Origin of the sequence: Oleiharenicola lentus (assembly GCF_051660365.1) — a bacterium.
Taxonomy (GTDB): Bacteria; Verrucomicrobiota; Verrucomicrobiia; order Opitutales; family Opitutaceae; genus Lacunisphaera; species Lacunisphaera lenta_A.
The window spans coordinates 221,311-246,202 of sequence record NZ_JBOZXB010000002.1 but is presented as its reverse complement, the minus strand read 5'-3'; the positions used below and the strand labels follow the sequence as shown (position 1 = coordinate 246,202).

General features: G+C 55.5%; 17 protein-coding genes and 3 tRNA genes. 11 read left to right on the top strand and 9 right to left on the bottom strand.

Annotated elements, in window-relative coordinates:
- The first annotated feature begins 1 nt into the window (after nucleotide 1).
- Both ACRRQW_RS15845 and ACRRQW_RS15840 read left to right on the top strand, forming a co-directional pair.
- Nucleotides 2–1,795, top strand: coding sequence for a hypothetical protein (locus tag ACRRQW_RS15845; protein WP_438482570.1), 1,794 nt, complete (start codon nucleotides 2–4; stop codon nucleotides 1,793–1,795).
- Nucleotides 1,795–5,673 carry a malectin domain-containing carbohydrate-binding protein gene (locus ACRRQW_RS15840; RefSeq protein WP_438482569.1) on the top strand — a complete coding sequence of 1,293 codons (3,879 nt, stop codon included), beginning with the start codon at nucleotides 1,795–1,797 and terminating at the stop codon, nucleotides 5,671–5,673. Before ACRRQW_RS15845 ends, ACRRQW_RS15840 begins: the two co-directional genes overlap by 1 nt.
- A 495-nt stretch (nucleotides 5,674–6,168) precedes the next feature.
- Here the strand turns inward: ACRRQW_RS15840 and ACRRQW_RS15835 are convergent, their stop codons facing one another.
- The 4 genes from ACRRQW_RS15835 to ACRRQW_RS15820 form a co-directional block, all read right to left on the bottom strand.
- Nucleotides 6,169–7,371 carry a phosphorylase family protein gene (locus ACRRQW_RS15835; RefSeq protein ID WP_438482568.1) on the bottom strand — a complete coding sequence of 401 codons (1,203 nt, stop codon included), beginning with the start codon at nucleotides 7,369–7,371 and terminating at the stop codon, nucleotides 6,169–6,171.
- Nucleotides 7,368–7,814: a hypothetical protein gene (locus tag ACRRQW_RS15830; RefSeq protein ID WP_438482567.1), complete on the bottom strand. Its 447-nt coding sequence runs from the start codon at nucleotides 7,812–7,814 to the stop codon at nucleotides 7,368–7,370. Before ACRRQW_RS15830 ends, ACRRQW_RS15835 begins: the two co-directional genes overlap by 4 nt.
- A 1-nt stretch (nucleotide 7,815) precedes the next feature.
- Nucleotides 7,816–11,280 carry a hypothetical protein gene (locus tag ACRRQW_RS15825; RefSeq protein ID WP_438482566.1) on the bottom strand — a complete coding sequence of 1,155 codons (3,465 nt, stop codon included), beginning with the start codon at nucleotides 11,278–11,280 and terminating at the stop codon, nucleotides 7,816–7,818.
- A 213-nt stretch (nucleotides 11,281–11,493) separates the two neighbouring features.
- On the bottom strand, nucleotides 11,494–11,691 hold the full coding sequence (locus tag ACRRQW_RS15820) for a hypothetical protein (RefSeq protein ID WP_438482565.1): 198 nt from the start codon (nucleotides 11,689–11,691) through the stop codon (nucleotides 11,494–11,496).
- A 138-nt stretch (nucleotides 11,692–11,829) separates the two neighbouring features.
- Here ACRRQW_RS15820 and ACRRQW_RS15815 point away from each other — a divergent pair, with 138 nt between their 5' ends.
- From ACRRQW_RS15815 to ACRRQW_RS15795, 5 genes are all read left to right on the top strand, one after another.
- Nucleotides 11,830–15,123, top strand: coding sequence for an NACHT domain-containing protein (locus ACRRQW_RS15815; protein ID WP_438482564.1), 3,294 nt, complete (start codon nucleotides 11,830–11,832; stop codon nucleotides 15,121–15,123).
- A gap of 76 nt (nucleotides 15,124–15,199) precedes the next feature.
- Nucleotides 15,200–15,394, top strand: a complete 195-nt coding sequence (locus ACRRQW_RS15810) for a hypothetical protein (RefSeq protein WP_438483298.1) — start codon at nucleotides 15,200–15,202, stop codon at nucleotides 15,392–15,394.
- A 33-nt stretch (nucleotides 15,395–15,427) separates the two neighbouring features.
- Nucleotides 15,428–15,949, top strand: a complete 522-nt coding sequence (locus ACRRQW_RS15805; RefSeq protein ID WP_438482563.1) for a hypothetical protein — start codon at nucleotides 15,428–15,430, stop codon at nucleotides 15,947–15,949.
- 569 nt (nucleotides 15,950–16,518) lie between these two features.
- Nucleotides 16,519–16,773: a helix-turn-helix transcriptional regulator gene (locus ACRRQW_RS15800; protein WP_438482562.1), complete on the top strand. Its 255-nt coding sequence runs from the start codon at nucleotides 16,519–16,521 to the stop codon at nucleotides 16,771–16,773.
- Nucleotides 16,770–18,128, top strand: coding sequence for a tyrosine-type recombinase/integrase (locus ACRRQW_RS15795; protein ID WP_438482561.1), 1,359 nt, complete (start codon nucleotides 16,770–16,772; stop codon nucleotides 18,126–18,128). Before ACRRQW_RS15800 ends, ACRRQW_RS15795 begins: the two co-directional genes overlap by 4 nt.
- Nucleotides 18,129–18,130: 2 nt before the next feature.
- Here ACRRQW_RS15795 and ACRRQW_RS15790 read toward each other — a convergent pair.
- A tRNA-Pro gene (locus tag ACRRQW_RS15790) sits at nucleotides 18,131–18,207 on the bottom strand.
- A gap of 602 nt (nucleotides 18,208–18,809) precedes the next feature.
- On the opposite strand from ACRRQW_RS15790, the gene ACRRQW_RS15785 reads away from it, so the two are divergent.
- Complete coding sequence (locus ACRRQW_RS15785) at nucleotides 18,810–19,415, top strand: tyrosine-type recombinase/integrase (RefSeq protein WP_438482560.1); 606 nt, start codon at nucleotides 18,810–18,812, stop codon at nucleotides 19,413–19,415.
- 137 nt (nucleotides 19,416–19,552) lie between these two features.
- Here the strand turns inward: ACRRQW_RS15785 and ACRRQW_RS15780 are convergent, their stop codons facing one another.
- From ACRRQW_RS15780 to ACRRQW_RS15765, 4 genes are all read right to left on the bottom strand, one after another.
- On the bottom strand, nucleotides 19,553–19,945 hold the full coding sequence (locus tag ACRRQW_RS15780) for a hypothetical protein (protein ID WP_438482559.1): 393 nt from the start codon (nucleotides 19,943–19,945) through the stop codon (nucleotides 19,553–19,555).
- A 265-nt stretch (nucleotides 19,946–20,210) separates the two neighbouring features.
- On the bottom strand, nucleotides 20,211–20,873 hold the full coding sequence (locus ACRRQW_RS15775) for a tyrosine-type recombinase/integrase (RefSeq protein WP_438482558.1): 663 nt from the start codon (nucleotides 20,871–20,873) through the stop codon (nucleotides 20,211–20,213).
- A gap of 81 nt (nucleotides 20,874–20,954) precedes the next feature.
- Nucleotides 20,955–21,155, bottom strand: coding sequence for a hypothetical protein (locus ACRRQW_RS15770; RefSeq protein WP_438482557.1), 201 nt, complete (start codon nucleotides 21,153–21,155; stop codon nucleotides 20,955–20,957).
- 127 nt (nucleotides 21,156–21,282) lie between these two features.
- Nucleotides 21,283–21,359 (bottom strand) — tRNA-Arg (locus ACRRQW_RS15765).
- A 144-nt stretch (nucleotides 21,360–21,503) separates the two neighbouring features.
- On the opposite strand from ACRRQW_RS15765, the gene ACRRQW_RS15760 reads away from it, so the two are divergent.
- The 3 genes from ACRRQW_RS15760 (at nucleotide 21,504) to ACRRQW_RS15750 (ending at nucleotide 24,845) form a co-directional block, all read left to right on the top strand.
- A tRNA-Ala gene (locus ACRRQW_RS15760) sits at nucleotides 21,504–21,579 on the top strand.
- Between the two features lie 219 nt (nucleotides 21,580–21,798).
- A complete protein-coding gene (locus tag ACRRQW_RS15755) occupies nucleotides 21,799–24,126 on the top strand; it encodes a hypothetical protein (RefSeq protein WP_438482556.1) in 2,328 nt (775 codons plus the stop codon).
- Between the two features lie 302 nt (nucleotides 24,127–24,428).
- Nucleotides 24,429–24,845 carry a hypothetical protein gene (locus tag ACRRQW_RS15750; RefSeq protein WP_438482555.1) on the top strand — a complete coding sequence of 139 codons (417 nt, stop codon included), beginning with the start codon at nucleotides 24,429–24,431 and terminating at the stop codon, nucleotides 24,843–24,845.
- Nucleotides 24,846–24,892 lie beyond the last annotated feature (47 nt).

Genomic DNA, 24,892 nt, shown 5'->3' with positions numbered 1-24,892 from the left:
CATGAAACCTTTCGCTTCCGTCGCGCTTTTACTCACCTCGGCTCTCGTCGCGAGTGCCGTCACCGCACCCGTTAGCTACACCGGTGAACTGAACATTACGACCGCTGCCGACGGCGGCCTGCGTCCGGCTGTCGGCGTGCAAAACATCCAAGTCTATCGCGCAAACCGCACCGCGCCCACGCACGTCGACCAACTTTCACACACCTACCAACACGCCCCGATGCTGGCCTACTGGCGCGGGAAATTTTATCTCGAGTTCCTCAGCGCGACGAAAAACGAGCACGATAATCCCACCGACACCTCGCTCACGACTTCTGTCGACGGGCTCACGTGGGATGCGCCCAAGTTAGTTTTCCCCGCGTTCAAGCTCGCGAACGGCGAATTCACCGTGACGCACCAACGCATGGGTTTCTACACCGCGCCGGATGGCCGCCTGCTCGCGCTCGCATTTCACGGCAAAGCGCCCTCGCCCAACGACGGCACCGGCGTCGGCCGTGTCGTGCGCGAGATCCACGCGGACGGTTCGTTCGGCCCGATTTATTTTATCCGTTTGAATGCCGGGCAGACTCCCGCGGATTTCAAACTGCCTTACCCTTCATATCGCGAGTCTCCCGACCAAGCTTTTGTCGCGGCGTGCGAAGCGTTGCTCGCGAACAAGCTGATGACCGTGCAGTGGTGGGAAGAAGATCAACTCGACGAAACCGGTCTCTACGCCGTGCGCGGCAAAGCTCTCTCTTACATTCGCCGACCCGATAACAGCGTGCTCGGCATTTGGAAAAACTCTCTCGTGGCCACCACGAAAGACGAAGGCGTCACGTGGACGGAAAAGGTGTTCGCCGGCAACATGCCAAACAACGCCTCGAAATACTGGCTGCAAGCGACCGCCGACAAACGCTTCGCGCTTTTCCTGAATCCGACGAACCGCCTGCGTCACCCGCTCGCCGTGATGACGAGTGCGGACAGCGCGAATTTTTCCGACTTGCTCGCCATTCACGGTGAATTGCCCGACCAGCGTTTCGGCGGGAAATTGAAAAACATGGGCCCGCAATACGTGCGCGGCATCGAAGAAGGCAACGGCACTCCGCCTGATTCCGCCGCCGCCACGTGGATCACCTACAGCGTGAACAAGGAAGACATTTGGGTGTCGCGCGTGCCCGTGCCGATTGCCGCGCGCGTGCACGAGCCGGTGAACGATACCTTTGAATCCGACGCGCCGGAAAAATTGCCGACACTCTGGAACAGCTACAGCCCGCTCTGGGCACCGGTGCGCGTGATCGACACCAAGACCGCCCAAGGCCGCGCGCTCGAGTTGCGCGATGAAGATCCTTACGACTACGCGCGCGCCGTGCGCATTTTTCCGACGACGCATGGCGTCAAAGTGTCGTTCAAGATTTTCGCCGCGCAGAAAAATGCCCGGCTTGAAATCGATTTGCTCGATGCGCGTGGCGCGCGGCCGGTTCGTCTCGCGCTCGCCGAAGACGGGCACCTCTGGGCGTGCCACGAAGGCCAATGGTTCGACGGTGGCGTCTATGCCGAGAAACAATGGCAGACCTTTTCGCTCGAAATTCCCGTGAACCCCAGCGACGACCGGTGCACGCTTCTGGTCGATGGGAACACTCCGCTCGCCCGTCCGATGTTTTTCACGGATCCAATGACCACCGTCGAACGACTCTCGTTTCGCACCGGCGAATTCCGCGAACGCGGCTACGGCGGCCGCGACTTGCCCGGTGCGGATAAAAAGTCACCAACGGCGGTGTTCTTGATCGATGATGTGACCATCACTCCACTCAAGTGATGTCACGTGCGCTGCTGATTCTCAGTTTTCTCGCGCTGGTTATTTCGACCGGCGTGGCAGTAGCAACGAATCCGCGCACTGAAATCTCGCTGCACGCCGATTGGCGCACCACGTTCGACGCGAGTGACCGCACCAAGCACGACGGCTTTATCGCGGAAATCTACGATGATGCCTCCTGGCAAACTGTCGAAGTCCCGCACAACTGGGATAATTATTACGGCACACGCCTCGTTAAAAACGGCAATCTGCACGGCTACGCGTGGTATCGCCGTCATTTCGATGTGCCGCCCAGCGCCGCCCAGCGCCGCGTTTTCCTCTACTTCGAAGGCGTCGGTTCCTACGCCACCGTGTGGGTTAACGGCATTCTGGTCGGCCGGCACGCCGGCGGACTCACCACCTTCACGCTCGATATCACCGATGCGGTAAAGAGTGGCGCCGCCAACCTCGTCGCGGTTCGTGCTGATCATCCAACTGGCATTCGCGATCTCCCGTGGGTCGGTGGGGGCAGCGAACGCGTCTACGGATTCTCCGAGGGCTCCCAGCCGTTCGGCATTTTTCGTCCGGTGCATCTCGTCATCACCGACGCACTTCGCATCGATCCGTTTGGCGTGCACGCATGGAATGATCACACCGTGACCGAAGGCAGTGCCACTGCCCACCTCACCACGGAAATCACCAACCGCAGCACTACTTCCCGCACGTTCACCGTGCGTCAGCGCGCCCTTGATCACGTCGGTGCGACGGTCGCGGAAATCAGTAACGTCTTTCAAATCGCCGCCGGCGCTTCGCTTAAAACTCCGGCAACTCAACTCACGGTTTCACCCGCAAAACTTTGGTCGCTCGATGATCCTTATCTCTACACTTTCACCACCGAATTACTCGCCACCGACGGCACGGTGATTGACCGCCTCGACACGCCATATGGCTTTCGCTGGATCGACTGGCCGCACGGTGCCGATGTCGCGCGCGGAACCTTCTTGCTCAACGGCAAGCCTGTTTTCCTGAACGGCACCTGCGAATATCCGCATCTGCTCGGCGGGAGCCACGCGTTTAGCGCAGAACAAATTTCGGCTCGTGTCAGCCAAATCGAGAGCGCCGGTTTCAACGCTTTTCGCGACGCGCACCATCCGCATAATTTACGCTACAACGCCCGCTGGGATCGCGACGGCGTCGCCTGGTGGACACAGTTCGGCGCACACATCTGGTTCGATAACGATGCGTTCCGCGCGAATTTCAAAACGCTCCTGCGCGAATGGGTGCGCGAGCGCCGCAACAGCCCCTCGCTCGTCTTATGGGGCCTGCAAAACGAGAGTGAATTGCCCGCGGATTTCTCGCGCGAGTGCGCGGAAATTATTCGTTCACTCGATCCGACCTGCGGCCCGCAACGACTCGTGACCACCTGCAACGGCGGCGAAGGCGTCGATTGGGACGTGCCGCAAAACTGGAGCGGCACTTACGGTGGCGACCCGCTGAAATATGGCGAGGAGTTGAAAAAACAGATTCTCGTGGGCGAATACGGCGCGTGGCGTAGCCTCGGCTTGCACGCGGAAGGCGACGGCAAACACCCGGCCGGCGACTCCGAAGATTACATGACCGCGCTGCTGGAAACCAAAGTGCGCCTCGCCGAAACCGTGCGTGATAAAGTAGCGGGACATTTTCAATGGATCTTCAGCACGCACGAAAATCCCGGCCGCAACTTCGGCGCACGCGGCGAACAATTCGCCGATGGCTGGTCGCCGCTCGATCGCATTGGGCCCGCCAACAACAAAGGCCTGCTCACGCTTTGGGGCGAGCCGCTCGATGTGTATTACATGTATCGCGCCAACTACGCGCCAGCATCGACGCAGCCCATGGTCGTGATCGCCGGTTCGACGTGGCCAGATCGATGGACCGCGCCCGGTCGCGTTGACGGCATCATCGCTTACTCAAACTGCGACGAAGTAGAGCTCTTCAACGGCGAACGCTCGCTCGGCACGCGCGCGCGCAGCGCTCGCGGCACACATTTCCGTTGGGATGGCGTAAAAATAAACGTGAACGAACTTCGTGCCGTCGCCCGCGTCGCCGGTCGAGAAGTCGCGCGCGATGCGATTCGCTTGAATCATCTGCCTCCCGCTGCGGACACCGCGTCGGTGCAGGCGGACTCCACGATTCCCGCTGCGGCGCACCATTATCTTTACCGTGTGAACTGCGGTGGCTCCGACTACATCGATTCGCACGGCAACCACTGGGCCGCCGACCGCGCCTACACCGAAGGCGATGCATGGGGCGCGATTTCGTGGTCGTCTCAATTCCCGCACCTCGATCCCGCGCTCGCGAGTCGACGTGAAATCAATGTGCCCATCGCCGGCACGCACGACGAAGCCCTTTATCAAACCTTCCGCTACGGTCGCGAAAAATTGCGTTACCGTTTTGCCGTCCCCGACGGCAACTACCGCGTGGAACTCCATTTCGCGGAACCGTGGTTCGGTCGCGGCGGCGGAGTTGACGCGCGCGGCTGGCGTCTCTTCGACGTCGCCATCAACGGCGAAACTCAACTCCGCTACGTCGACTTGTTCGCCGAAGCCGGCTTCGCCACCGCCCTCGTCAAGACCATCGACACGCAAGCGCGCGACGGCTGGATAGAAATTTCTTTTCCGCGCGTCGCCTCCTACCAAGCCATCATTAGCGCCATCGCCATCAGCAGCACGAAAGCGCTCGCGAAAAAATCTGCGGTTAAAGAACTGCTTACGCTAAACGACGCGCCTACACACCACTCAATCCAAAGCTGGCTCAACACCGGCGACCGTTTGTTTGCCAGTGCGGCCGATTCCCTCGCCGCACTTCCCGAGCACTTGCGCTTTGCGACGTGGATCCGTCGCCTAAAAGCCGCGGAGCCGTTTGCGTTCACGGTGAACCGCGCCGCCGATATTTATATCGCACGCGACAGTTTGAAAACACGCCCCGCGAATTGGGAAGCTACCAACGAAATTTTAAAAATTGTCGATGGGGCGGCTACTCGAGAACTACCCCTGATTCGCCGTCATGTCGAAGCGGGCGAAACGGTGGTCGACGGGAGCCAGGCTGGCACCGTGACCATCGTGGTGCCCTCACTGCCTTTGCCGCCCGCTCAAGTCATCCGCAATCTCACGGTTAACGACGCTGCCGCGCCGGAATCGTGGCAAGCCGTCGGCCATGTGCGCCGTGGTGACCGGCTCTACAACTCAAGCGGCCCCGCCTTGGCAAAGCTGCCATCGGATTTGACTGACAGTGACTGGTTGCGCACGCCGAGTTCCGTGCCCGACTCCACTCTCACGTGGAAATTTAGCGTCAGCGATCACGTGGAAATTTACGTCGCACTCGATGCCCGCATCACGCGAGCGCCTCGCTGGCTCGATGGCTGGGTGGCCAACAGCGGCGAAGTCACCGCGGGCGACCTGAACTTCAAACTTTACCGCCAACGCTACGTCCAAGGCTCCACGGTCAAACTCGGGGCCAACAGTGTCCTCAATTCCGGCGAGCACGCCGCAATGTATGGCGTTTTTGTCAGGCCCGTGCGCCCCGCCACTACGTATGCGGCCCCGCCCGCAGAGTCGCAGACCCTGAGTATCGGCCGAGCGTGGACCTGGACAATCGAAGTCGGCGTCGGTTCACGTTACGGTTTCGTGATCGATCACGACGCACCAGCAATGGAAACGGAGGTGCGTTACGAATTCCTCGATAAATCCGGCACCCTCCTCTGCACCGAAAAAATCACGCTCACACCGGCCAGAGAAGCTTCTTCCGTTTCGCAGCCACTGCGTCTCCGCACCTGCGAGAGTTTTAACGCCGGCACTTATCAAGTCAGGATCATTCACCTCGCCGGCAGCGCCCTGAAACTCGGGACACTCACCGTGGAATAAACGGGAAAATTGGAGGTGCGGGGCGGAATCGGCGGCCTACGCGGTGATTGCACCTCCAAAATGAAACCTCCTTAGAGTGAACCAAGCTTAATTTTGGGTTACTCGTGAACTGCTTTTTCGGGCTGTTTGGTGTCCGTTTTGGTGTCCACTACAACCGGCACTTAAGCCCAGCCTTCCTAAAGTCGAACTTGAGTGCGAGAAACTGAGAGCTGAGATAGAATCACTCTGGAAACCTTTATATCAGGCGCCGGCGTTTTATGCTTCGACCTAACCCGTGGTTCTTGCAATCGCCGGGGTCTCTACTCGCGGTCTTCTGTCTCACTCTCTTCCTGATTGCCGAAATTTTCCGGAGTAATCATATTTCATCAAGTAGTCGGCCGAACGTGGCAGTCAAATATCGAGGCGACACAGGGAGGTGGTGATAAAACCGGAGGGCTGCCCTCGGCACCGCCTTGCGTCACCCTACTCCTTTAAATTTCAGCAAGTGGATCAAGCTCAAGCGCCGCTTTTAATAACGGACAGTACCGCTTGGGCAGCCAAATATGCGCAATACCTCTGGTAACGATCATTTTTAGCTCCGTCCCCTAAATCGCACACCGCTTTGATGCTAAGAACTTCAGGACGGAGTTCGCCGAGCTGATAGGCGGCGTCGTAACAGCCAAGCGCCTCCATTTCGACACCCACTACCTTCCGCTTTTGCCGTTCCATCTCCTCAAACGAGGAATCATTTGCGATCACGGCAGCACTGCATGCAGTGGCCCCTGCTTTAAGTGTGGCCCGGGTAGACGGTTTATCCCCTGGCCATCCTCGCCAGATCCGATCGAGTTCTGTTTCAGTGAGAATATTTTCGAAGCAGCGTTTGAGTCGCATATCACAAGCCCGGGTTTTGACGTCGGCTTGGAAGCCTTGTTCAGTGATTTTTCCCGAACGAAAATCCCAAGTGTCTTCACTGATCACTAAATCGCCCAAGCTCACGCGTTCTTTGTTTCCGCCCATGATTCCCGCGAGGATTAACACCTTGGGGTGTGAAACAATCACCAATCTGGTCACTAACGACGCCATCGCGCACATGCCCATTTCATTGGCACAGGCACACACCACACTCATTTCTCTTCCATCGGCAGTTTTCACCGTATAGTTTAACCAATGCTCAGAGGTCTCCTGCACTTTAATGACGCTCGCTGGAGCCCCAAAGGCCTCGGTTACCATTTCGAACTCCGGGCTCTTGAGCGCGGTGACAATCGCGACGTCAGCTTTCACGCAGTTGTGAGTTAAGCTCGCCGATTGCACTTTGGCGGTAATCGACTGAATTGCCATCTGGATTTGCTGCTTCCACCGGCCGTCGGTGTCACTCACCAGTACCACCCGCGAAAGAAAATCTCCGAAAACAATGTCCCCATTGGTAAAAGATTCAGTAAACTGGGTGGTGCCAATAATGGTTGGCCATTTTTGACGGACGATTTTTCGCCGCATTTCATTTAGTAACTGAGATGAAGCTTCATCGGTGGGCTCGGTGTCCTGCGCCATTGGCAAGCGCACATCCAACAGCATAAGATGATACTCGCCACCAACGAGCTTTCGGAATCCCTCCCCGGCATCTTTCGCCCGGTCGATTTTGGCAGGTGCACAATAGTCACGCACGCAATTCTCCAGCTTCTCATACTTGGCATCCGAGTCCTCGACAATTAGAACATTCATGAAGTTGTAAGAAAATTTGAGATCTCCTGCTTCCAATTAGTACTGGATGCATCCAGGCGAACACACCCAAGCACTAAGGATGGAAATTCTTTTTTGAGCTCGGCACTCAATTCAGTAAAGCTGACTTCTTTTTCATTTCTTGGGAACGCATCGTATTGCGTGATCACAATAAATTTTGCCGGGATTTTTTTCCGCCTCGCCTCCTTAAGAATTTCCTCGCCCCCGAATGTCATGTCCTCGATGGCGATACCGCCATGCTTCGAGTCATACACTGAAAGAGTCATGTCCAGTAGTACGATATCGTAACTGGCTTCATGCAGCGCGATAATGCCGGAGTTGTAAGAGTCACCACGAATCACCGTTGCGTGCGGATATTTCTCCGCAACGAATCCCCGGATGAGATTAAACTTAATCTGACTGTCTTCGATGACTAGAATTTTCATTTTAGTACCTGATCTCGATCGTGAACAAGGCAGCTCCGTCGGCTGCTCGTGGCGCAATTGTTACATCGCTCCCAATTTGCTGTAATAGCGCACGAACTCGACGAAGTCCCGTCCCACCGGGAGCGCGGTGGAGAATCCTTGAATCAGCGACTTCTTCGATCCGTGCGCGGGCACGTTCGACTGCCGCGCGGGCATGCTCACTAGTGGAGACTTTGTTGGTGATCGTTACCGTGGTTTTCTTCCCACCGGATTCAACGTGCGCGTAAATTGTCACCTGCTGGTTATTAACGATTCCCGAATGTTGAACGATATTTCGCAGCAAAGTGGCAATCACCTCGTACAGGGTAACTCCAGCCTCCACCCCCAATTCAAAATCGTGACTGACGTCCAGAGAAATCGTCCCAAGCTTTTCGTTGCTCGCAAAATTAACGACGTGGTTAGCCGCATCGATAATTCCTCGAAATGATGTCAAACTGCTGTCCTGGCTTTCCGCGATAAAAAACCAATTTTGAATAATCTGGAGATCCGGAATAATACCCGTCTTAGCCTGCAATAGATTTTGCCTTAGTTGCCCTCGAATCGCATCGCTGGATATTTTCTCCAGCGCCTTATCCAGTCGATCAATTGCTTGATTCAACATGGTTGCCGTATTGGAAGCGATATACGCCCGGACACCACTGAACTGCTCTTCCGCTTTTTCGCGAAACAGTTTTTGAAGTTCCGCCACCGCCATCAACGCAGTCTTAGGTTGTATCTTTTTCAGGTGCTCTAAAGTCGGTTCACTGAAAAGGTCACGGAAATCAAGTATACCATCATCCGAGGTCATTTCATGGGTGGGTGCGTCCACCATAACTGCGGCCGCAATTTTTTGAAATGCCCGGACTCTGAGCTTTGTCATTAGGTCGCGGAACGATCGATCCACATCCCGGGTAAACTCGATGTATGCATCCTCGACACCTTTCCTTAATTCACCGTCATCAATCATCTCAATCAACCCTCTGAGCTCTTGTTTGAACACGAAGCTCTCGTCAGGGTTTTTGGTCGCCAGCAAGTTTTTGGCATCGAAGATTCGCTTTAGTTGATTCTCAAGCGAACCATGAAGAATACGTGTTCTTAGAATTCCATTAAAACCTTTAGCGTCGTCCCACAGATAGTGGCCGGTGATCACGTATATGATCGTGGTAAGTTGACTATCACTTGTCTGCGTGCTGGCAGTGGCCGTATTGGTGGCATCTGCTTCGCTAAGTTTGGCTGCATGAAGCAGGTGTTCCTCGCCCGCCAGTTGGCCACCTTTCTCTTCGAACTCCTTGAATGCAAGGTAGCGCTCGAAACTATTCTCCACGACCGGAAGGATCCTCCGATAAAGCTGGGCAAAATCTAAATAAAATTTTGGACCTTCAATGTTTCGATACGCCTGCTCGATCAATTTTCCCTTATTAATCTCGGCTAACTCCGCGATGACCATACCTTGATCGGCAACGCTCAGGGCATAGAGCGCAACTAGGATTTTCGTTCGAATCGATCGTTGCTCGTCCGGCGTTTTTGCCCAAAAAGCACCTCGTTGGAGAATTGGTACCGACATTACGTCGCGCATCAAGACCCGGGCCACGTCCACTTCTAGCATAGGAATTTTTTCGACAAGTTCGATTGGAGACTTCAAACCCGAAGCAGTGAGATACTCATCCAAAGCTGCGTAGATCTCGTACTCCTTTGCATTATTAAGGTACACTAAAATGGGATAAAAAGGGGTCGCGGCAAGTTCCGGCCAACGCCCACATTTAACCCCGTCGATTAGATCTTCGAACGTTACATGCCTGAGAAAGTTCGGATTTTTTGCGTAATTTTGTACGGCAAGTCGCGCCGCATCATTGGGTCTGCCTTCCGATACCAAAGCCGTGAATTCCATTGGTGCACGTAAACTGGCCACAAACGCGCTTTTCCTCGTAGACTCTGCAGTGTCGGTTTCAAGAGCGGTAAATACTTTCAGGACTTCCTTGTAATTGTTTTTCTTCAGACTGACACGCCCCAAAGCCAAAGAGGAAAATTCTTTTTGAACCTCAGGACCAAGCCTCCCGCCCTCGCCATTCTTTTCGACCCAGAACTGGAGACCGAGTGTGAGATTTTTTTCGACCAACGCCTCCATCGTTTTAATTAGCGAATTTCGAAGTAAATCACTCAACAAATTCACTTCTTTTAAATCGAAAATCTCACCGGAAATAGTCGCTTGCCGGGACAGATCCTCGTCGGTCGATCCTTCACCCTCTAGTAGTGCGTACGAACGAATTTTGATACCGAGAGGACTGTCCCCTAGCCTGTGGGCCACTTGATGGAGTTCCAGCAACGCAACATTTATGTCAACTTCCTGGGCGGCGATCTCACTCATCGCGTTGACTAGCTTGTGGGCCATCGAGTTTTGGCCGAAAGCGATCGGGCGCGGCGTTTTCATGCACGCATTTGAATTGGCCAGCAGCACATAGAACTCGAAATGCTCAGGCATGCGCTGAATCTCCGCTTCCGCCTGCTCCGCTGCTTCATCAAATCGCCCTTGGTAGAACAGGTCACTGATCTCCAGATAAGAGATCATCGCAGGAGCTAAACCTTGGGAATACTCCAGCCCGATCAGCTGGGATCCGGCTCGGAGCCATCGCTCATCGGTCGTTGTGCGATACAGATCTGCGAGAATGGCGTCTAGCTGCGCAACATCACTCTCTTGAACCGCCAGTCGATCCAGGGTGCACAAGATTTTTATGCATACCTGATATTTATCGACTAAGGTCCTAGCATTACACCGGAAAAACAGATCCAAAATATTTTCCTTCCAAGCCGCGGTCCAAGGGGAGGCATAGAACTCAACAACATTAGCAAGTGATTTCATGCCGCTCTCCCGCAAATCCGCGAGAGTCTGGGCCGTTTCCCGATCGTAAAACGCGTGAGGCAGCAAACTTTCCCGGCGTTTGCTGAATATTGTCAGGATGTAACTGCCAATGGGCGTTTTGCATTGATTCTGCAGCGTGGCTAAAAACTCCTTCTGGTCAGTGAAACCCTCCTTAAGCTGATAAACCAAAAGACGACTATCCGCCAGCCACAGGCTCTTTCCAAACCCCTGCTCAATCGCATCGAGGTTTGACGCTGCGGCACCGTAGTCACCGAGAAGAACCGAGCGTTCAAAGATTCGACTAAGCTTCAAGAACTCCTGAATGGAGGTGCCGTGCCGCGTGATGGAATGCGCCAGCCAACCAAATTCTTGGATCCAGTTTTTTGAACGCTCCAGCGCGGTGCGCTGAATAATCTCGCTCCAGCTCTCCGCTCGACGATGTCCGTCAATTCGCTCACCGAGTCGATACAAAGACGCATCCTTAATCAGCTGCCTCACCTGTTTGTACGTACGTTCTTTCTTGAGGCTGATAAGTGCGGCGACGGGAAATCTGCCGGTGGCAAATTTCCCCAATATGGGATCTCTTGCCATGGACGTTAGTGCTGGGAATCGAACAAAGGCGGTACGGATTTTTGGACTAGAGAGAACGCGTACGCGCTATCCTTTGCGGAAATCATTAACCAATTTCGGGGCAAAATCATTTTCACTTCGTGGGGTGCAATTAATTGCCTGCTTTAAAAGCAGGCGGGAACAATATTGCGCAACGCCCGTGGCCCAACGAACGCTGCGCGTCTGTTCACGATGTTAGAGCAGGATGACCATGGCAAATTGATAAGAGAAATACCGTCGTTCGGAGTCTTGGCGAGCGCTCCATCGTGATGCAAAGCCTTTGAATCCGAACCTAACACCACTACAGTGCGTAGATTTTTTCCAGCCGGCGATCACATCGGAAAACTCAGCGGCGATGCCCAGGTGTTTGAGGTGGGGCGGCGTGGCTTTCATCTGGACGAGGAAGATCTGGTCGGTTTCGGCGAGGATAACTTAGCGTGCCTACCAACTAGTGGAAAATTGTTATGTGTCACTGACCGGCATCAAGATTGCTTTAGAATCACTGAAAGAATTAGCGTCGCCTCCGCATCCATGTCCGCTAACAGCCCGATCTCCCATCCCGTGATTCGTGCGACGTGGCTAGCTACGTCTCTGGTGCCGGCGTGGACGGCTTTGATTGATCCGGACTCTCCGGTGGCGGCCGCCCTCCTCACCTCGAGTGCCACCGCAATTGCCGGCTATTTTTGCAACCGACTTACCTCGAAGGACGATCAAGGGGCAAGCGCGCGGGAGACCCTCAACTCGGCGATCAAAAACCATAAGCTGGCCGAGGTGGCGGCGGAAGCCGTCAAGTTAGGCGTTCTTTCCTTCCACCATCCCCAGTTCCCAGATGAGCGGAAGGAAATCCTCGCGGAGGCCTGTGAGGCGTGCTGGCTGGAAATGCAAGCCAGCTACGACTGGAAGCTTGATGCGTATCAGGATGGCGAGCTGGTAGCGCGGCTGGTCGAGCACTTAACCAACGAGCACCCGCAGCCGGCGGTCACCCGGGAATTCTGGAAAACCTTTCTGCGCCGATGTGCCGCCCGCGAAGCGACGACCCGGCCACTGGTGGATTGGTTCGACTGGGACCTGCTCGCCGAGCATCTGCACGAGAAATATTCCTCCTACTTGTACAACGCGTTCGCGAGCCAGGACTCGGCTGGATATCGCGGCATGGTGTTGCGTTTGTTATGCGATCTCACCCACGAGGTCGCTCAACTCGCCCAGTCCGGTCCAATGGAAACGCGACTGCGCTTTACGCAACGCTTTCAGCAGGCCCACGCGGAAATTCTGGAGGAAGCTCGCCAGCTTCGCCAATGGCTGGGAGCCCTTGACCCCAAACTCCAAGCCGTCCTGGTTCGAACGGAGACAACCGCCTCTCTTCTGGCGGAATTGAAATCGCTCCTGCATGAGCAGGGTGTCCGACAGAAAAACCAAGGAGCCAAACTGGATGAGATTTTAAACCAGCAAAAAGAGCTCGCGGACTTGGTGCGCAAAATGGCGGAAGACACCAGAGCCAAGGTCGCGGCTCGGGCCGAGCATTCGGTCGCAAATGCCGGTGCGCTGCGGCCGACAGGTACAGCGAAACGGCATTCAGACCGGAGTGTGCTGATCGACCGAATCCACCGCTATTGGCTCGAAGGCGTTTTGCACCAAACGCTCACTGAAGTTAGCCAGTTCGAAATCGGGTTTCAATCCGCTCCTCAAGCGATCCTGCATCACATCGATTTTGGGCAACACTCGCTGCCGGACCATTTAAGTATTGGCCAAACTTTTCAGAAAGTGGGATCCGAGTTGCTGATACTCGGGGCTCCCGGAAGCGGCAAAACGACCATGCTTTTGCAGCTGGCCGAACACTTGCTGGCGGAAGCCAGCGAAGATCCAAAACAACCAGTTCCCTTGGTGCTGCCTCTTAATAGCTGGAGACCACATGAATCGATTGCGGCATGGATCGTGCGTGAGGCCGCCCGCTCCTACCAGCTACCAGGAGAAATGATCCAACGCTGGCTTGATGATGGGCGGATCCTGCCACTTTTAGATGGACTGGATGAAGTGAAAGAAAATCCGCAACGGTGCCTGGAGGAGATCAATGAATTTCGGAATCGCCGTTTGCGCACGGGCCTAGCGATCACCAGCCGCACTGGGGATTACGGCACCCTCAGCAGTAAGCTGGATGTGCGCGCCGCGATCACCCTGCTTCCCCTCGACGAGGAGAACGTTTACGAAGTCCTGGCCAAACCAGAATTGGCCAGCCTGCGTTCGCTCATTCAGACTGAGTCTTGGTTGCCAGAAATGACGCGTACCCCTTTTCTGTTGAATGCGATGAGTTATGCGTACGCGGGGAAGAGCTTCAGCGAGATCGTCCTGCCGGGGGATCAGTTCACGGCCCTGGGTCGTAAGACTCATATTTTCGATACGTATGTGGCCAAGCGTTTGCATGAAACAGCCGGCCGCGGGCCTTACTCTTCTAATTACCTGTTCAGCCAGTTGGTCTGGCTCTCGGCCAACATGCTGCAGGATCGATTGACCTTTTTCCATATCGAGGATCTACAGAAAGACTGGCTGCAGCATTTTCGTGCGCGCATTGTTTACTGTATGGCTACCAGGGTGGGGTTTTCGATCTTGGTGGTGCTTCCATTGACGCTGGTGCTGGGGATTTCGACGCTCGTTTTTCCGGAAATGCTGCCCAAGACCGGAGCGATCGGTGCCCTACTGACCGGGCAAATGTATGGCTTTCTGCTGTTGTTCTCGATTTTTCTGTTTGGAGCTTATACGTCGGTTTGGCGTGAATGGGGCCTTACCTCGCATGGGTTAGGATTCAAACCCTCAGCCCGTCTTGCCTTGGAAGCCTTTGTGGTTTCCGCGGGCAGTATCTTGGCGCTTTACCTGCCGCTCGTTGCGCTGGTGATTCTCGGCGGCGCCAATCCTTGGGAATGGATGTCGTTGACCGCAATCACCACGACGCACTTCCCTGTGTCCTTCGCATGCCTAATGACCGCTTTGATTTTTAGGGCGCTGAACGCAAGAAACCCCGCCTCGTTCACTCTGGTCGCGGCGAGTATCTTATGTGTTATCGAGAGCATCCGCGCCTTTTACTTTCCCAACCAGAATTTTGCCTTATCTGAACCCAAGTTCATTATTACGTTACCTTTGGCGATCACCGTGTTAAGCTTGACCGCGATCTTCGGTGACGACGTCAAAACGGCCGAACGGGTGCAATGGCGTTGGAGCAAAACCGCAGGGATAATTTCCGTTATCGTGGTCCAACTCATCATCCTGCCCTTCGTTCTTTATACCCTGAGCACCCAAACCAGCCCATCCCTATTTCAATGCGCGATGGTTGCGTTGATCGCTTGTGCCCTCGCGGCGGTGGTCGGCGGAGTCATAGGCTGCGTTTTTGGGTTTCATCGCGCGGATACAGAACGGACCACACGAGTGGCGCCGAATGAAGGGATTGCGCGGTCGATTTCCAGTTCCACCAAATTGGCCGTCGGCCTTGGGGCCGGAAGTTTCTTAATTTTGTTTGTCGGCTATCTGGTCATCAATGCAAACGCCGCTCAATCCTCGGCGAACCTCTCTCGGGCGATGGTGTTCCTCGCTTCAGTCGGGGTCAGTTTTGGCGTTTTTGGCTTGGTGATCGGCGGACTCGATGTCCCGGTTAAACACTACGTGCTTCGCGCGTTGCTCGCGCTCAGCGAAAAGCGCCCGTTGCGATGGGTGCGATTCCTCGATGCCTGCAAATCGCATTTGCTGATGCGACAAACTGGGGGTGGTTATTCTCCGGCTCATCGCGAGCTTCTTGAGCATCTCGCCCGCAAGCATCAGCAGCCCAGTCGATCTGTTTAAACGAACTCGTCTCTTGAACGAGACTTGCTCAGCTCGCCAGCGACTTGGTTGAGATCATCGACGAAGAACTTCGGGAATCAGCGCGATCTTGGTAAATGGTCCCTCCACCGTGCATTCGCGTCGCCGGAATATCATGGAGAAATTAGATATCCACTCTACACACGAACTGATCCGATACGCGATCACGCATGGCCTCACTCAGGCGGAGCAATTCATTTTTAGCGACAGGAATTGGTCTTTTCAGGGGTTTTCGCCGGAAATTTTTCACTGACAGGTACTGTTTGGTAGGTACTATTAACTGTCTATGAGCAACCGGGCCATTGCAGAACAAATATTAAAAGGGAAAAAAACGTATGTACGGGTGAAGAACCTGAGGCATGCGACTGCAGTTCGGGTTGCCGGACATCGCCTAGGTGGAGTGCTGACCGTCACACCGGTAAAGGGCGGCTTTAAGCTAGTAAAATCGAAGTCGAAGGTTACGCACCGCCCAGCGAAAAAAATGAAGCCGACACAGATGGCACCCCAGCAAAACACACCCGCTGCAAAGATCGTGAAACCCAGTCCCCTTTCGGTTAAATCGAAATCGCAGCCGCCTGCCTCGCCTAAGGAGAAATTAAAGCGCCCTGCAAAACCGGTGATTTCTAACCGCGCACTCGCCGAACAGGTCCTCAAAGGTAAAAAAACGTTTATCCGAGTTCCTGACATGAGAGCAGCCACCGCCGTGCGTGTTGCGGCCCATCGCTTAGGTAAGGTGCTAACCGTGAAAGCGGACAAACAGGGTTTCAAACTATTCAAATCTTCCGCACGCATAGCACATCGTCGTTAATCTGGGTTCGGCCCGCGGTTGTCAGGCGGAATGCTCTGCGGAGGCCTACTCTTTTTCCTGCGCCCACAGGGCTTCAAATCCCGCAATAGCGTGCCATATTCGAATCTGTTCGTGTGCGCACTCTACCTGTTCGGCTCACGCGCGAAGCCAGACGATCATAGAGAGAACTTCTTCGAGCGTCGCATCAAAGGAGGCTCGTTTGCGAGGTAACTCTACTAGCCGTATTTTAGGGAGTGCCCTCCTGAATTCGCTGGGCACAAGCGCGAGGAAGTCAGTCGATACCACGAAGCGTTTTCTCATAATCTCCCGCTCGTTCGGTAGCCACGCCCGTCAAAGCGTTTCCAGATCGTTATTGCGAACCAATACATCCATCGCGCGGGATCCACTTCCGAGCCACTCTTGGGAAGATTTGACGAGACGAAAAATTTCTCTAGATTAGTGGTGTTGTGCGCTGAAGCGCATCATGCCCCACAGTTGGGAATCGAGAGCTTGATGGGAAACGAATCACCCCCAAGCCGCGGCCGTCAATACGGCGCACGTGATTCCGGTTACGTTAACTCTCTCACGCTATGGCCACGCCTATCTCCGTCTGTCAACCTGCTGGATCAACTCCGCGTTCCGCGGACAATCACTCTCTCCTAACGCTCAAAGCAGCCGCTTCGTCGCTCGCGATATCGCGACGCACTTTGGAACGGCTGATGGCTAGCGGAACGTTTCCGCCACCGTTGAAGATCGGACGTGCCTCGCGCGTCGATCCGAGCGACGTAGCTACCTACCTCGAAAAACTTCGTCGCGAACGCGGCGATAAACAGGGAGCGTCATGATCTGCTTTGTATTCAAACCGAAACGCGTTGTAGACGGAATCCGGCAAGAGCGAAAAAACTACTCCGGCAAGCTAAAGCTCGATACCTGGGCGAAGCCCAAAGTATTTTCACTGCAAACCGGCGACCGGCGCATCGCTGAAATGAAACTTCAAGAACTGGCCAAAGATTTCGAAAAGGAAGCGCTAGGACTTCTTCCCGCGCGAACCGTGCGCGCAGCACTCAATGAACCTCTTTCGGAATTGTTGAAAAACTTTATGGTGGATCTGCGCGCCAAGGGTCGAAGCGCGGGCACGCTGCGCAAATATCATGGCACGCTAAAAATTTTGTTTGCCCGGCTTAACTGGAGCGAGCTGCGCGCAGTGAATGCGAAAGCGTTTGTTACTTGGCGCGCCCAGTCGGGACTCAGTGGAAAATCCGTGAATGACCTGCTCGCGAACGCCCAAGGGTTTTTCCGCTGGTTGTGCAATCAGCGGCAACTGGTTGAAGACCCGCTCTCGCACGTGCAACGTGTCGACACGCGCGGCAAGATGCCCTGCCGACGGGCGCTTTCCCCCGAACAGTTCGCCGAGTTGTTGCGCGTTTCTCCTCTTCATCGCGCCGTCGTTTACGCCCTGGCTCTCTACACCGGTCTCCGGCGCAAGGAGCTTAACCAAATTCGGTGGGTGGATTTCCTACTCGACGATGGCAACCCGCGCGTGCGAGTGCCCGCTTCGATCGCCAAGAATCGTCGGGACGCGACCTTACCATTGCATGCCGACTTGGCCGCAACCCTGCGCCGCATGCGTCCACCTGGATACGATTCGCTCTCCCGTCCCTTCCTTCACAAGGTGCCGCGAATCGAAACCGTCCGCCGCGATTTAGAGCGCGCGGGAATTCCATTGCGCGACGAAGTTGGTCGGCGCGTGGATTTCCATTCGCTGCGCATGACATTCGGCACAACGCTACTCGCGAACGGAGTGCATCCGATCGTCGTCAAAGAGTTGATGCGACACAGCGATCTAAAACTGACAACCAACCTTTACAACGATCCGTCACAGCTTCCGCTCGCGCAAGGGGTCGCGGCGTTACCGAAAATGACTGGTGAGTTTGACCTCACGGGCCGCGTGCGCATGCACACAACAAAACGCACACACGATGAGCTTTCCGCGCAACGCGACGTGAGAAGTAACTCACCAGCCCTCCAAAATACTGCATCGAAACGCACACAAATACGCGCACAAACAGGGGTCGCGATGGGTGGGGAGGTGTCGTCGCCTGACGCGAGCGGTCAATCAGTTAATTCTTCGCAACTTCCTGCGAATGGCGCAGTTAGACAGCCTGAGACGCTACAAAACGCGAGGGTTCGCATGTCCTAAAATGGTCGGGCCGGTGAGATTCGAACTCACGACCTCTTGCACCCCATGCAAGCGCGCTACCAGACTACGCTACGGCCCGACAAACCGTGGAAGGGCGAAGAAGCCGCATGCCCCGATGCTAGGCAAGTCATTATTTCTCCGGCAAAAACCGCGAGATGGCGTCCCCGGCGTGACTCGAACACGCAACCGCCTGCTTAGAAGTCAAGAGGTGGGGCCGAAAGGGACTAAATCGTTTTCCAAGTGCTTGATTTACGATCAAACCGCAGCGGCTTCTTGCCAAGGAATCTATAAGGTTGAAATTCAAACCTTATCAAGATTGCACATCACTACAGAGCGTTTTCAGCGCAGACCGCATTGATGACGTCTACCACGTTTGCGTGCGCAGCGAGATACCAGACTTGGATCCACAATGACAGTCAGGATCACCTCTACTTCCTAAATCGTAGACGCTCCGCTATTTTCGGTCGCGCGAGGAGCATCGATTCTAAATAGAAAGACTGCGTCGATGACGATGCTTCCATTCTGGTTCCCGGACTGTCGCGCAAAAATTCAACTCACCCAAAATTCCGTCTGGTTGAGTTGGTGATTTCCCGAGGGAGAATCGCATGGGTGTGATTTGAAAAAGCGCTGACGCGCGCACGTCCGCTTCGCGGAGTGCGGCGCTTAGATTTGGGCGGGGCAATGAAAACGACTCCCCTCACCCACTCGGAATGCGACGCACTGCTCGCACTCGCTTCCACGCTCAACGCGCGCGACGGCCTCCTCATCGTCGCGGCCCTTAAGTCCGGCTTCCGCGTCTCAGAATTGCTCGCGATCCGCATTCAGGATGTTTGGCACAATGGCGCTGCGCGGCCGACCCTCACGATCGCTAGACGACTGCTCAAAGGTGGCCGCGGGGTGCATCGCCGTTCGGTGCCTTCACGGACGATTCCGATTGGCGCTGCTCTGGCCGCAGCGCTCGCGCGTTATGTGCCGACGCGATTAGCGAGCGGCGCGCAACCGAGCGACATGCTCTTCGCCAGTCGCGTTCGCGGCCGTGCACTCAGTCGCTGGCAAGCACGCACGATCTTGCATCAAGCGTTGTGGCGCGTGGGCATCAGCACGGAAAGCGCCTGCTACGGAATGCATTCGTGCCGGAAAGCGTTCGCGCGCGCCGTGTATGGATCGAGCGGTCACGACTTGCGTCTCACTCAACGCGCAATGAATCATCGCTACTCTTCGACCACTGAAGCCTATCTGGCGATTACCGACGATGAAACAGCTGCAGTTATATCAGCTTTCGGATAAGCACGGGAAGAATCAACGAACAGATTGGATTGATTCCACATTTTCGGGAGAACGTGGAGTTGAGTTGGAGTTTAGTTTTCGAAAAAAAACGGAGTTTAGTTTTTTGGACTCAACTTCGGGAAACTTAACTTCTGAGTTCACCCGACTCGTGGATCGTCGCACCCCAAGTTGAGTTTTCTTAGGCTCGGCGAATTTTCCTCAAGCAGCATGCGGGCGTTGAGCCGGGCGAGGTCGACGGTGCATGCGCGGACCTCGGCGTGGTGCTTCCAAAACAGCAGCATTTTCATGTAATCGGGCATATCGAGCATCTCGTCTAAATTCCGGAGATGCTCACTCGCTCGCACGCGATTGCCTTTGAGGGCCCGAGCAATTCGCACGCGCATCGCTTTGTTCGGACGCTCCAGTAGCAACGTATTAAGTGCTGTCGCGACCGGCACGCGTTTGTTTGTCGGCAAAAGCAGGTAGTCGCTTTTCAAGAGGTGATCGAGTCGGTGAGTAAACGCTGCCTTCACGAAGAGGATCATAGCCACCGGCATCTCTTCCCCCAACGAACACTTATTGAGTAACTCCAAGGCGCACCGCACCGCATCCTCGGTGAGTAGTTCGTCACCGTGATTTGCACGCACTCGGGCAAGTAGTCGATTTGATCGTGCGAGCGTGAGTAACGGGAGCGACGTAACCGCACGCGGTGTTTGTTTGGATTTTTTCAGTTTGGTCATACGCATGGTCGCATAACCTAGAGCGGGCGGCGGCGAACACTTGCCGGAGGCAAATGCCGCCCTGCTCTCCCCACCCTTAAGCTGATGCCTGTTTCAGCTCTGGTGACTGAATCCGCGGCGGGCGCGTGAAATCACATTTGGCGATTGCCGCCTCCACCGCCGCTTCATCGACCTCTAGATATTTTTCGGTCGTGGCGATTTCCGAATGATTCAAAGCCGCCTTTAACACCATCAGGTCATTGCCCGAGAACTGATACACCTTCCGGGCAAAAGTTTTTCTGAGCGAGTGAGTGCCAAGTCGGCCGTCATTTTCGATTCCGGCCCGTTCGAAAACAGCGAGGAAAAGCTGGTGCGCACGGTAACGAGTAATCGCTTTCGGTTTCCCATCCGCTCCAAAGTTGCGACTTGGGAAAAGCGGCAAATTCGGATCGAGCTCTTCGCCGTATCTTTTTCTCAGCCACGCCAGCAGCACGGTCAGTGCTCTGGCAAGTTCTGGCACCATGGGAACCCAACGCGTCTGCCCGTAACTACCCTTTAGGTGTTTTGGTGAAAGGCCGATTTTGGTTACGAGCGCTCCGCGACGCCATACGTGATAGACTCGGAGTGCAATGACTTCATGGATTCTGAATCCAGTCATCCACTGAGTTGTTACGATTCCTCGGTCCCGAGGGTTAAGTTTACGAACAATCGTAAGCAACTTTCGTTCTTCGATTGGAGTGAGTGCACGTCTTCCGGCCATATGCATTTCCCCAATCCAACAAGGCTTCATCAGTGAGCATCCGAAGAGATGCGATGAAGCCGAGCAAACTAGCCACCGCGTTTAAGCCCGTCTGACTGAATTCAACTGGAGCTTCCGTTTCGCCAGCTCCATCACAAAAAAATGCAGCGCATCTCGCTCTTTTTTCTCACGTGAGCGTAAAACCTGACCTTGATACTCATCTTTTTCATAAGTGATGAGACACTGGATTGCTTCATCTAGCGTTGGCATGTTCAGCACGTTCTTCGCTACAAAAATCGTCACAGAATCAGGAGGTGAGAAAATCTTTACACTTTCGTCTAGCGGAAAATTGATAAGGGAAGAAAATGAAAAATCTCATTTCATCTCAAAAATAACAGCCGAAGACGAATTGAGTTAATCACTTACAGAATGGTGTCCCCGGCGAGAATCGAACTCACAACCGCCTGCTTAGAAGGCAGGAGCTCTATCCAGTTGAGCTACGGGGACGGGATTCCGTGGGTCTAACTGAAGGCTCCGCGTCGCGATTGCAGCATTTTTCCTGCGCCGTAATCGCGCGCCGCGGGACTTTGGAGAATTGGAAAATTTTGTTTTACTCCACACAAACGCTCCCTCAAAAGAATCCTTCCTTACGGGGCAGTAGCTCAGTTGATAGAGCGCGTCGTTCGCAACGACGAGGTCGTCGGTTTGATCCCGATCTGCTCCACCACTCTCGAAAGGCCGTTTCTCCTCGCAGAACGGCCTTTTTCGTGGGCGCGCTTCGAGTCCGTGACAGAGTGGTTCGGTCATGCAGATTTTGGGAAAAAATTGTTATGGTTCGGGAATGAATTTTCAGCCCTAGAGGAGAAATGTAACGCTTCCCAAATATGGCTCACCCGCACGCTTGCACCGGAGCCAAAAGCTGCTTCGCAAGAGGTAATTTTCCCCCATGAGCAACCCCACCGCTGGTTTAAACGTCACCGTCATTCACTACCCCGCCAAGTTCGTCCCGGTTGAAAAAAACGCCGCACTCGAACTGGCCAAGTTGACCGGCGCTGCAGCCATCACCGGCCAGCGCGCCGGCAAAGGCCTCAACGTTGCCCTCGCTTCTCGCGGTTGGGCGCCCGCGGCGCAAAAAACCGCGGGCGGCGCCAAAAACTGGATTTGGCTGCGCGTGGATGAAAAAGGCGCGGGCGAAGTGATCGCGAGCGAAGGCTCGGGACTGTTCGCCGCCGCGCGTCTGCTTGCACACGGCGTGAGCGGCGCGACGCGCGAAAAACTTGCGCAGGGTCTCCTCATCAAACGCAGCTTCAGCATGAACCGCCCGATCTGGGACGGCTCGTTTGCCCAGTATTGGAAATCCAATCGCAACTTCTCGCCCGAGCACTACGCCGCGACGCTCGCAGAAGCCGGCTTCACGCACATCGAAGTGAACAGCCTCCAAGCGGCCTTCCCTTACGAAGACTCCGTGCCGGGCGAATTCTACTCGCAGTTCTACACCTACTGCCCGGGCTTCAACCATTTCATCGACACGCCGCTCACGCGTGGCATCTGGCCTGCGCAATACCTCGATGCCAATCTCGAGCGTTTAAAAAACCTCGCCGCGCTGGGTCGCAATTACGGCCTCAAGCCTTCGGTGTGTCTCTACGAACCACGCAGCCTGCCGGAACGTTTTTTCCAACGCTACCCGACGCTCCGCGGCGCGCGCATCGATCACCCGTTCCGCTCGCGCCTGCCGCGTTACACGATGGCGCAGGACCACCCGGTCACGCAGCAGCACTACCGCATGGCCGTGAAAAATTTCATGCAAGCGGTGCCGGATCTCGACGCGATGTCGATCTGGACCAACGACAGCGGCGGCGGTTTCGAACACACGGCCTCGCTCTACGTGGGTCGCAACGGCGGACCGTTTATGATTCGCGAATGGCGCAGCCACGAGAAAATCGCGGAAGCGTCCGGCAAGAGCATCGGCAAATTCCTCCGCAATCTCCGCGAGGCTGCGGCGGAAAAAAATCCTGAATTCAAACTCAGCCTCCGCATCGAGCCGTTCAAGGTGGAGCACGAGGCGCTCAAGAGCGAACTTGGCCGCGGCGTGCATTGGGAAGGCCCGTCGATGCTCGCGCGCGGCTACAGCCTGCCTTACAGCCACCCGCAATACGCCGACCAACTCGGCGTCGCCGGCGGCATGTTTCATTGCCAACTCGACGAACGAGAAAAACCGGAACTCGAAAAAGAACGCGCGCAAGGCATCGAGCCGATCCTCACTTACTCGCCCGGCCCGGTCTGGAACCAAGAGCCGCTCATCGGCATTCCTTGGCCGCGCATGATTCACGCGCGCCTCACGCAGTTAAAGAGCATCGGCACCGATCTCGTCTCTGCGATGGGCGGCCTCGCCAACACGTCCGCCGCACCTTACTCGCCCAACCCGCTCGCAATCCGTGCCGCGCAGTTTTTCCCGGATCGCAGCATCGACGACGTGCTCGCTGAGGAGGCCGCGCGCCTCGCCGGTCCGACCCACGGCCCCGCGCTCGCCAAGGCTTGGGCGCTGTTCGAAGACGCCGTCACGTGGCAACCGATCGTGCCGCTCTTCTGCGGATTCGGCTTCTGCTGGCAACGCACCTTCGACCGCCCGATCGTGCCCGACATCGAAGCGATTCCGGCTGCAGACCGTTTTTATTACGAGCGCCACGGCTGCTTCCAACACAACAATCCCGGCATTAACGATCTCGGCCGCGACGTATTGTTCGAACTCATCTCACGCGACTCCGCCGACAAGATGGTGCCGCGCTTTGATAAAAATCTCCTCCCGCGCATCGCGAAGACGGAAAAATTTATCCACGACGCACTGCTAAGAGCGTCCGACGACTCTCAAGCCACGCGCGTGCTCTCCGACTTGCGCGACCGCATCCGCGGCTACCGTCACTGGGCCACGACGCTGCGGAGCGTCGCCGCCTGGTGCTCGGGCGTTTACGGTTATCTCGCGAGCACGACCGCACCGCAGAAGCAGAAATACGAGAAATTCCTCCAAGCCTCCATCGACCTCGAACTCGAAAACGCGCGCGGCTTCCTCGACCATTTCGAGAATTCGCCGACTGAGTTCATGGTGGTTTCCGAAACGGGCGAAAACACCTTCATTTATGGAAAGAATCTCGGTGAGCATGTGCGCGCCAAGATTCGCTTGATGGAAAAATACCGTCACAAGAAACCCCGCATCGATCGCGAAATTCTCTGGCGTGCCCCCGCTGACCATCCCTGGCCCGCTGGTTTCGAGGCCTAAAAGTTTAAAGTGGGTGGGCGTCGGTCTCCGCACCGACGCCTCACCGTCCGCGCGGCATGTCGCTGGTGCGAAGACCGGCGACGACTTTCGCTGGTTTGCGTTGCACGAGCGGATTCGTCGCCGGAAGTTCCCAGCGCTTTCCTTAGGCGAGCGAGTCGCGTTGCGCGCTTACCTGGAGTCAACCCATTGCCCACGAGCGCTCGAGCGACCGGGCCCTGAATTTGGCTTTGAAATTGCTTGCACGTCGTGTCCGCCGGACAAATCAAAGTCCTGTCACTTTTAACTTAAAACTGAAATCTCACATGAAAAAACCTTCCAAAAAAGCCGTCGCTCCGACCCGCGCTCCCGCCAAGCCCGCCGCCAAGGCTCCCGTCGCCGCCGTCCCGGTTAAAAAAGCCGCTGCGCCTGCAAAGAAGTCCGCTGCTCCCGCCAAGAAGAAGGCGCCCGCCGTCGCAACCGCGCAGCCGGCGACATTTATCACCGCCCAAATCGACATCGGTTTTGGCAATCACCTCTTCATCCGCGGCACCGGCCCGGGCTTAAGCTGGGATAAAGGCACTGCGATGGAATGCGTTGGCTCAGGTCTTTGGACGGTCGCGGTGAAAAACGCGAAATCGCCGGTCGTCTTCAAAGTGCTCGTTAACGATCTCTCCTGGAGCACCGGCGCTGACTTCACCGCCGAAGCAGGTCAAAGCATCACGATCTTGCCGAGCTTCTAAACCGCAGCGCTCTTACGAGCGTCGCGCGGTGTAGGGCCCGACCTCCC

What these genes read in the sequence shown, in the direction of transcription:
- ACRRQW_RS15845 (WP_438482570.1), top strand. Translation starts at nt 2, where the DNA reads ATGAAACCTTTCGCTTCCGTCGCGCTTTTACTCACCTCGGCTCTCGTC.
- ACRRQW_RS15840 (WP_438482569.1), top strand. Translation starts at nt 1,795, where the DNA reads ATGTCACGTGCGCTGCTGATTCTCAGTTTTCTCGCGCTGGTTATTTCG.
- ACRRQW_RS15835 (WP_438482568.1), bottom strand. Translation starts at nt 7,371, where the DNA reads ATGAATGTTCTAATTGTCGAGGACTCGGATGCCAAGTATGAGAAGCTG.
- ACRRQW_RS15830 (WP_438482567.1), bottom strand. Translation starts at nt 7,814, where the DNA reads ATGAAAATTCTAGTCATCGAAGACAGTCAGATTAAGTTTAATCTCATC.
- ACRRQW_RS15825 (WP_438482566.1), bottom strand. Translation starts at nt 11,280, where the DNA reads ATGGCAAGAGATCCCATATTGGGGAAATTTGCCACCGGCAGATTTCCC.
- ACRRQW_RS15820 (WP_438482565.1), bottom strand. Translation starts at nt 11,691, where the DNA reads ATGAAAGCCACGCCGCCCCACCTCAAACACCTGGGCATCGCCGCTGAG.
- ACRRQW_RS15815 (WP_438482564.1), top strand. Translation starts at nt 11,830, where the DNA reads ATGTCCGCTAACAGCCCGATCTCCCATCCCGTGATTCGTGCGACGTGG.
- ACRRQW_RS15805 (WP_438482563.1), top strand. Translation starts at nt 15,428, where the DNA reads ATGAGCAACCGGGCCATTGCAGAACAAATATTAAAAGGGAAAAAAACG.
- ACRRQW_RS15800 (WP_438482562.1), top strand. Translation starts at nt 16,519, where the DNA reads ATGGCCACGCCTATCTCCGTCTGTCAACCTGCTGGATCAACTCCGCGT.
- ACRRQW_RS15795 (WP_438482561.1), top strand. Translation starts at nt 16,770, where the DNA reads ATGATCTGCTTTGTATTCAAACCGAAACGCGTTGTAGACGGAATCCGG.
- ACRRQW_RS15785 (WP_438482560.1), top strand. Translation starts at nt 18,810, where the DNA reads ATGAAAACGACTCCCCTCACCCACTCGGAATGCGACGCACTGCTCGCA.
- ACRRQW_RS15775 (WP_438482558.1), bottom strand. Translation starts at nt 20,873, where the DNA reads ATGGCCGGAAGACGTGCACTCACTCCAATCGAAGAACGAAAGTTGCTT.
- ACRRQW_RS15755 (WP_438482556.1), top strand. Translation starts at nt 21,799, where the DNA reads ATGAGCAACCCCACCGCTGGTTTAAACGTCACCGTCATTCACTACCCC.
- ACRRQW_RS15750 (WP_438482555.1), top strand. Translation starts at nt 24,429, where the DNA reads ATGAAAAAACCTTCCAAAAAAGCCGTCGCTCCGACCCGCGCTCCCGCC.